A 5502-nucleotide genomic window follows, 5' to 3' on the forward strand; every position below is an offset into this window, starting at 1 on the left:
TGGGGCTGCGCCGCCAGCCGAGCAGGTGACGGCGTACCCCGAGGGATGCCAGCAGCGAGTTCGTGGCCCGCTCGCCGAACTCGGCGAGCTCGTCGATGCTCTTCGCACCGCAGACGGCCGCGCAGGCACACATCAGCAAGATGGCCGTCAGCGAGTACCACCGGCCCCGGCGTGAGCGCGGATCCGGAACCGATTCGAGGTAGGGGCCCAGGTCAGCGATCCGGTCCGCGTCCAGCGGCCCCAGCTTCTCCAGCACGGCAGGGATAGGGGAAGATGCAACAGCAGGCACGGGACGTCCTCGTGATCATCTGGCTTCGACACCACAATGATCACGAACCCCCGTGCCTGCTCTGCTATCCGCCTCTACCGGCCTGATCGTCAACCCTCCACGCAAGCACGGAACTTGACGGAGCCCTGCCTTCTTCCGGCTCGGGTAGCCGTCGCGCCCGGCATCCCGCTCCAGCTTGGCCAGGGCCTGGCGTACGGCGTCGGCGTCGGCGTCGGTGCGGATCCCGACGGCGCGCAGCGACTTGCACGGCCACGGCACCTGACCGCCGATCGTGTGCTCGCTGCTCCGGCACTCCGGCCGGTGCGTCCCCTTGCAGACCTTCGGCGTCGCGCAGCACCCGTGCCGGGGGTTGGCCGTCTTCGGGTGCAGAGCGAGCATCGCGCCCTGGAGGCGGAGCGCGCCCACCGCGGCGGCGGCCCGGACTGCGTCCTCGTGAGCGTCGAGGAGCGCACTCGCCTCCTCGTGGAACATGGGCCCGCCGGCCTCGGGGGCGACGAGTTGGTTGAAGATGGGGCGCCGGGTCCCGTTCACAGTCGGATCCGGGGCCTGCCCGCCCAGCTCGTCGGCCTGGTCGTCCAGCCGCAGAGCGGAGATGAGGATGGCGTCGTGGGTCTTGGAGTCGGCCGTGTCCGGCAGGTTCAGTTCCGTGCGGCGGAGGAACTTCGCGGCCCGGCGCAAGGCGGGGATGTCCTTCGGGGTGAATTCGACGGCCATCGGTGTCCTAACGTCTCAGTAGCCCTTGCGGGCCGCCGCGCGGGCCTGCGCTTCGGTGTCACGGGCGGGGATGGTGGCGAGGAGTTCGCCGGGGCTCGCGGCCCTGGCGAGGGACTTGGTACGGGCCGGGTCGGCGTACAGGGTCCACACGTCGCCGCCCATCCGGGGCCAGTAGGAGAGCTGCCAGAACCGGCGGTTGGCCTAGCAGATCTGCCATGAACGCGGGCTGGACGGGTGCGCGCTCACACCGGCCGGAAGGTCCGGCAGTTCCGGCGCGGGACCGTACGCGCGGTCGATGTAGGCGAGGTGTTCGGCCGTCGCCGTGATGGCGACGCGCACCGTGTGCGGCCACCGGTGCCCCTCGGGCAGCATCGGCGCCCACTCCTCCCATTGCGCCTCGATGCTCGCGCTGCCGGTGTACGGCGTCCAGGCCGCGCCGCGCGCGTAGTTGAAGCCAAGCCGCATCAGGTGCCACCCTGCGGCGATCTTCAGCCCCTCCGTGTTCGCGCCGTCGGTGATGGTGTCCAGGTAGATCCCGGCGGGGTCGTTCTCCCGCCCGGCCGCACCCCGCTCCGTGAGCGGGATCATGTGGCGTTCCGCCGTGCTCCCCTCGGCGGTCATCAGCCGCAGCGTGGCGCCCCCACCGGCGAGCGGGTACGCCATCCGGATTTCCGCGACGGTCGGCAGGGCGGCGAGTTGGCCCGCACGCATCCGCTCCAGCCGCTCGGCCATGGTGGCCGACACCTGGGAACGCTCGCCGCCCTCGGCGGCCATCAAAACGGGGCGCCGTCGTAGGGGCGGACGAGGTAGAGGCGGCCGTCGTGCACGGCCAGTCGCTCACCGTCGCCCAGCTTGAACGCGGAGACGTCGGCCCTGTAGCCGCAGCCGGTAGCGGTGCACACGTAGACCGGCCGTCCCTGCGCGTACGGGCCGGGAACGGGGGTGTAGCCGCCCCAGCCGCATTCCGCGCACACCTGCGGGCCGAACTCCTCGGACCCAATCACCATTTCGCCGGTGTGCTTCTCGGCCGCCCGCGCTGCGGCCTTCTCGCGCCGGTCGGTGCACGCGGGGTCGTCGCACGGCCGGTGCCCGATCAGGCCGTCCGTGGACGCGTGGCGGATCTCGATCAGGCCGTAGTCCCGGCACGAGCCGCACAGCGGCTCCGGGGCATGCGGCTGCTCACCGTCCACGCACCCGGTCCGGTTGGACGAGTCGTACCAGTCGCCTTGTCCGTCGGCCTCGATGTACTCGATTTCGCGGGCGCAGTGCAGACAGGTGCGGGTCTCGGAGGTGGTGCTCATCTGCCGTGGTCCTCTCGGGGGTTGGGCCGCACGCCGGTCGGTCGCGCGGCGGGGGGACCGGCCGCCAGCGGAAGGGGCGGTCGGTCGCGGGTTCAGCGGGTCTCGGCGGTGAGGTCGGCCACGCGCCGCTGGTAGGCGTCCCACACGCGGTCGGTGTCCAGGTCGGGGCCGGTGGTGTAGCCGGTGGGTGAGGAGGCGTGCGCCCATGTGCCGTGCACGGTGACGGCTTCCCGGTACTCGGTGCGGCTGGCCGGGTGGGATGCGATGGTGACCCACTGCGCACCGGTCAGGGACGGATAGGTGTGCAGGTGGGCGGCGACGTCTGCCGCCATGGCGTCGGCGGCGGCGGCCGGGTCGGTGATGCCGGCGGGCGCCTCGGTGAAGTCCCAGTGCACGTGACGGGTGTTGAAATCGTCGGTGATCACAGCACTTATGCCGAACAGTCCGGCCAGTGGCACGTCGTAGCCGGACACGGCGGGGCCGTTGGTGTGGGAGTGCGCGTCGATCCACACGTCCGGCTGGCCCGGGGCGGTGGTCACCAGGGAGGCGCCGGGCAGGGAGCGCCAGGGCTTGACCACGAGGAAGGTGACGCCGTGCGCGGTCAGCGCGGCCTTGAGGATCGTGCCGGTGCGCTCGGCGGCGGCGGGGGCGGTCTTGCTCAGGTCGTGGGGCCAGGAAGTCATGGTGTACCTCTCACATCGATGGGGTGTGGGTGGGGCTGAGTGCGTGCGGCCAGGCTCGACCGGGCACCGGCCTATCGGGCGGCGCGGGTGGATCAGAGGAGCGGTGCGTCCTGGTCCGTGCGGAGGGGCGGGGACCAGACCGGCGCTGATCGCCATACGACGCTCGGGGCTCACCCGCCGCTGAGGGGCACGCCGGGCACGCGGGGGCCGTGCCTCTGGGGCGGGGCGGCCCGACCGGCCGCAGCCTCCGCCATGGCCTCCGTGCGCGCGGTCTCGGCCGTCTCCTGCTCCTGGGTGGCCTCCGCCTCGACCGGCGCGACCTCCGTCTGCCCGAGAGTGCCGCCCGCGCCGTTGCGGTTCTCCGCCGGAGCCGGAGCCTCAGGGGCGTTGCCGTCGTGCAGCTCGGCGACCGCCGCGACGCGGGCCGCCTTGCCGCGCGCCGTGCACGGGCCCTCATGCCCTGGAGACCAGACCGGATCAGCTCCGCTGATCAGGCGGAAAAAGAGAGACCCCCGCCCGGCGAGCATCATGCTCAGCCGGCGGGGGCTCCGCGGAATTCACCTGCCGACGCCCAGAGGTGAGCCCCAGTCGGCTACGGCTGGATGCTGCCGTCCGGCACGAGGATCGTGATCCGGTCCTGGCACAGCTGCTGGCTTCCTGCGTCCGTGCCTTCCTGGTCGGGCCCGATCTTCAGCCGACTCCTGTCGTGCGGGTCGCCGGTGTAGCTCGGCTTCGACGCATCGACGGGCTCGACCGTGCAGCGCAGCCGCTCGACGCGCGGCGTCTGGTCCGCCTCCTGCGGATCGATGATCCGGACCGTGATGTCGTTGGCGAAGGTCTTCTGGTACCAGAGGAAGCCCGTCGGCCTCTGCTCCTGGGTGGTCACCGTGTCGGGCACGACGACGTCCTGGTCCTGGACCGTCGTGTAGTCGTAGGTGATGTCGGACGAATACTCCGAGGCGGTCGTGGCCCTGTAGTAGGAGCCGTCGGTGCGCTTGACGAGCTTCTGCACGGGGTCCGCGACGTAGACGATCTTCGTATTGGCCATGGCGGCGCGATCTTGGGCTTCCTGGCTTCTCATCTGGTTGCCCCAGATGATCAGGCTCGCGACCAGGGCGGCGATGGCCGCGATCGCGATCGCCCAGCCGCGAAGGAGCGAGCGCCTGCGTAAGGGGATGTTGTACATGGTGGTGGTCTCTCTCTTTCTGCTGGTGCTCAGGCGGTTCCGAGGTCGCTGCGCACGTGCAGCCGCTTGGCTAAGAAGCCGGCCTCGATCTCAAAGTGGCCCTGGTGCAGCTCGTAGAGCGCAGGGCAGACGAGCCCGGAGGCCCAGGCCTGGCAGTAGTAGACGAGCTTCTAGTGTCCTGCGCCAGTAGTTGATCGTTAGTTGCAATGTGACTTCTGCTGCTGGTGCGTCAGTACCTCGTCGAGGCCCGAAGCTGGAACCGCTGTTGCTGTCCGCTGATGAGCGGACGATGTTGGAGCGGTGGACGCGTCGGGCCACATCGGCCCAGGCTCTGGCCCTGCGCGCTCGGATTGTGCTGGCGTGCGCGGGGCCGGAGGTGCCGCCGATCGTCGCGGTCGCCCGGGATTTGCGGGTGACTGCCGACACGGTTCGCAAGTGGCGGCGGCGGTTCCTCGCCGACCGCCTGGACGGCCTCGTTGACGAGCCCCGGCCGGGCCGGCCGCCCATCATCGGCGTCGACCGGATCGAGGCAGTCGTCGTCACCACGCTGGAACAGCTCCCGAAGAACGCCACGCACTGGTCGCGCAAGTCGATGGCGGAGCACAGCGGTCTGTCCAAGTCCACCGTCGGCCGGATCTGGCGGAAGTTCCAGCTCAAACCGCATCTGACCGACACCTTCAAGCTGTCGACGGACCCGTTGTTCGTCGAGAAGGTCTACGACGTCGTCGGCCTGTACTTCAACCCGCCCGACGGCGCGGTGGTCCTCTCGGTGGACGAGAAGTCGCAGATCCAGGCCCTGGACCGCTCCCAGCCTGTGCTGCCGATGATGCCCGGCATGCCCGAGCGGCGCACCCACGACTACGTCCGCAACGGCCTGACCACACTGTTCGCCGCGTTCGACGTCGCCACCGGCGAGGTCATCAGCTCCCTGCACCGCCGGCACCGAGCGGCGGAGTTCAAGAAGTTCCTGGTCAAGGTCGACAAAGAGGTGCCGGCCCATCTGCAGATCCACCTGATCTGTGACAACTACGGCACCCACAAGACACCCGCGATCAGGACGTGGCTGTCCAAGCACCCCCGCTTCCATATGCACTTCACCCCGACCGGCTCCTCGTGGATCAACCAGGTCGAGCGGTGGTTCGGCTTTCTGGCCGACCAGAAGATCCGCCGCGGCGCACACAAGAACGTCCAGACCCTCGAAGCCGACATCCGCGCCTGGATCAAGGACTGGAACGCAGACCCCAAGCCGTTCATCTGGACCAAGACCGCCGAGGAGATCCTCGAATCCCTTGCCCGATACTGCCGACGGATCTCCGGCGCAGGACACTA

At 70.0% G+C, this 5502-nt stretch carries 9 protein-coding genes; 1 reads left to right on the plus strand and 8 read right to left on the minus strand.

Annotated elements, in window-relative coordinates:
• The 8 genes from B9S61_RS15910 to B9S61_RS15940 form a co-directional block, all read right to left on the minus strand.
• Positions 1-256, minus strand: a 256-nt coding sequence (locus B9S61_RS15910; protein WP_146064855.1) for a transposase family protein, incomplete at its 3' end; no start/stop codon positions are given.
• A 48-nt stretch (positions 257-304) separates the two neighbouring features.
• Positions 305-1003, minus strand: a complete 699-nt coding sequence (locus B9S61_RS15915) for a hypothetical protein (protein WP_103542852.1) — start codon at positions 1001-1003, stop codon at positions 305-307.
• 15 nt (positions 1004-1018) lie between these two features.
• Positions 1019-1165 (minus strand): hypothetical protein, encoded by a 147-nt coding sequence (locus tag B9S61_RS41575; protein ID WP_219819920.1) that lies wholly within the window; start codon positions 1163-1165, stop codon positions 1019-1021.
• A 39-nt stretch (positions 1166-1204) separates the two neighbouring features.
• Positions 1205-1777 carry a hypothetical protein gene (locus B9S61_RS15920; protein WP_103542853.1) on the minus strand — a complete coding sequence of 191 codons (573 nt, stop codon included), beginning with the start codon at positions 1775-1777 and terminating at the stop codon, positions 1205-1207.
• The gene (locus B9S61_RS15925) at positions 1777-2304 is read right to left on the minus strand and encodes a hypothetical protein (protein ID WP_059073256.1); all 528 of its coding nucleotides are present in this window, start codon (positions 2302-2304) and stop codon (positions 1777-1779) included. The genes B9S61_RS15920 and B9S61_RS15925 overlap by 1 nt, the downstream gene beginning before the upstream one ends.
• A gap of 92 nt (positions 2305-2396) precedes the next feature.
• Complete coding sequence (locus B9S61_RS15930; protein ID WP_103542854.1) at positions 2397-2987, minus strand: hypothetical protein; 591 nt, start codon at positions 2985-2987, stop codon at positions 2397-2399.
• Positions 2988-3157: 170 nt separating this feature from the next.
• Complete coding sequence (locus tag B9S61_RS15935; RefSeq protein WP_146064858.1) at positions 3158-3514, minus strand: hypothetical protein; 357 nt, start codon at positions 3512-3514, stop codon at positions 3158-3160.
• Between the two features lie 65 nt (positions 3515-3579).
• Positions 3580-4173 carry a hypothetical protein gene (locus tag B9S61_RS15940; protein ID WP_103542856.1) on the minus strand — a complete coding sequence of 198 codons (594 nt, stop codon included), beginning with the start codon at positions 4171-4173 and terminating at the stop codon, positions 3580-3582.
• Between the two features lie 289 nt (positions 4174-4462).
• Here B9S61_RS15940 and B9S61_RS15945 point away from each other — a divergent pair.
• Positions 4463-5502 (plus strand): IS630 family transposase (locus tag B9S61_RS15945; RefSeq protein ID WP_103542857.1); only part of this gene is annotated, 1040 nt, incomplete at its 3' end.

Origin of the sequence: Streptomyces sp. SM1 (genome assembly GCF_002910825.1) — a bacterium.
Classification (GTDB): domain Bacteria; phylum Actinomycetota; class Actinomycetes; order Streptomycetales; family Streptomycetaceae; genus Streptomyces; species Streptomyces okerensis.

Coding starts and splice junctions, on each gene's coding strand:
- B9S61_RS15920 (WP_103542853.1), bottom strand. CDS start 1,777: ATGGCCGCCGAGGGCGGCGAGCGTTCCCAGGTGTCGGCCACCATGGCC.
- B9S61_RS15935 (WP_146064858.1), bottom strand. CDS start 3,514: ATGCTCGCCGGGCGGGGGTCTCTCTTTTTCCGCCTGATCAGCGGAGCT.
- B9S61_RS41575 (WP_219819920.1), bottom strand. CDS start 1,165: ATGGGCGGCGACGTGTGGACCCTGTACGCCGACCCGGCCCGTACCAAG.
- B9S61_RS15925 (WP_059073256.1), bottom strand. CDS start 2,304: ATGAGCACCACCTCCGAGACCCGCACCTGTCTGCACTGCGCCCGCGAA.
- B9S61_RS15915 (WP_103542852.1), bottom strand. CDS start 1,003: ATGGCCGTCGAATTCACCCCGAAGGACATCCCCGCCTTGCGCCGGGCC.
- B9S61_RS15940 (WP_103542856.1), bottom strand. CDS start 4,173: ATGTACAACATCCCCTTACGCAGGCGCTCGCTCCTTCGCGGCTGGGCG.
- B9S61_RS15930 (WP_103542854.1), bottom strand. CDS start 2,987: ATGACTTCCTGGCCCCACGACCTGAGCAAGACCGCCCCCGCCGCCGCC.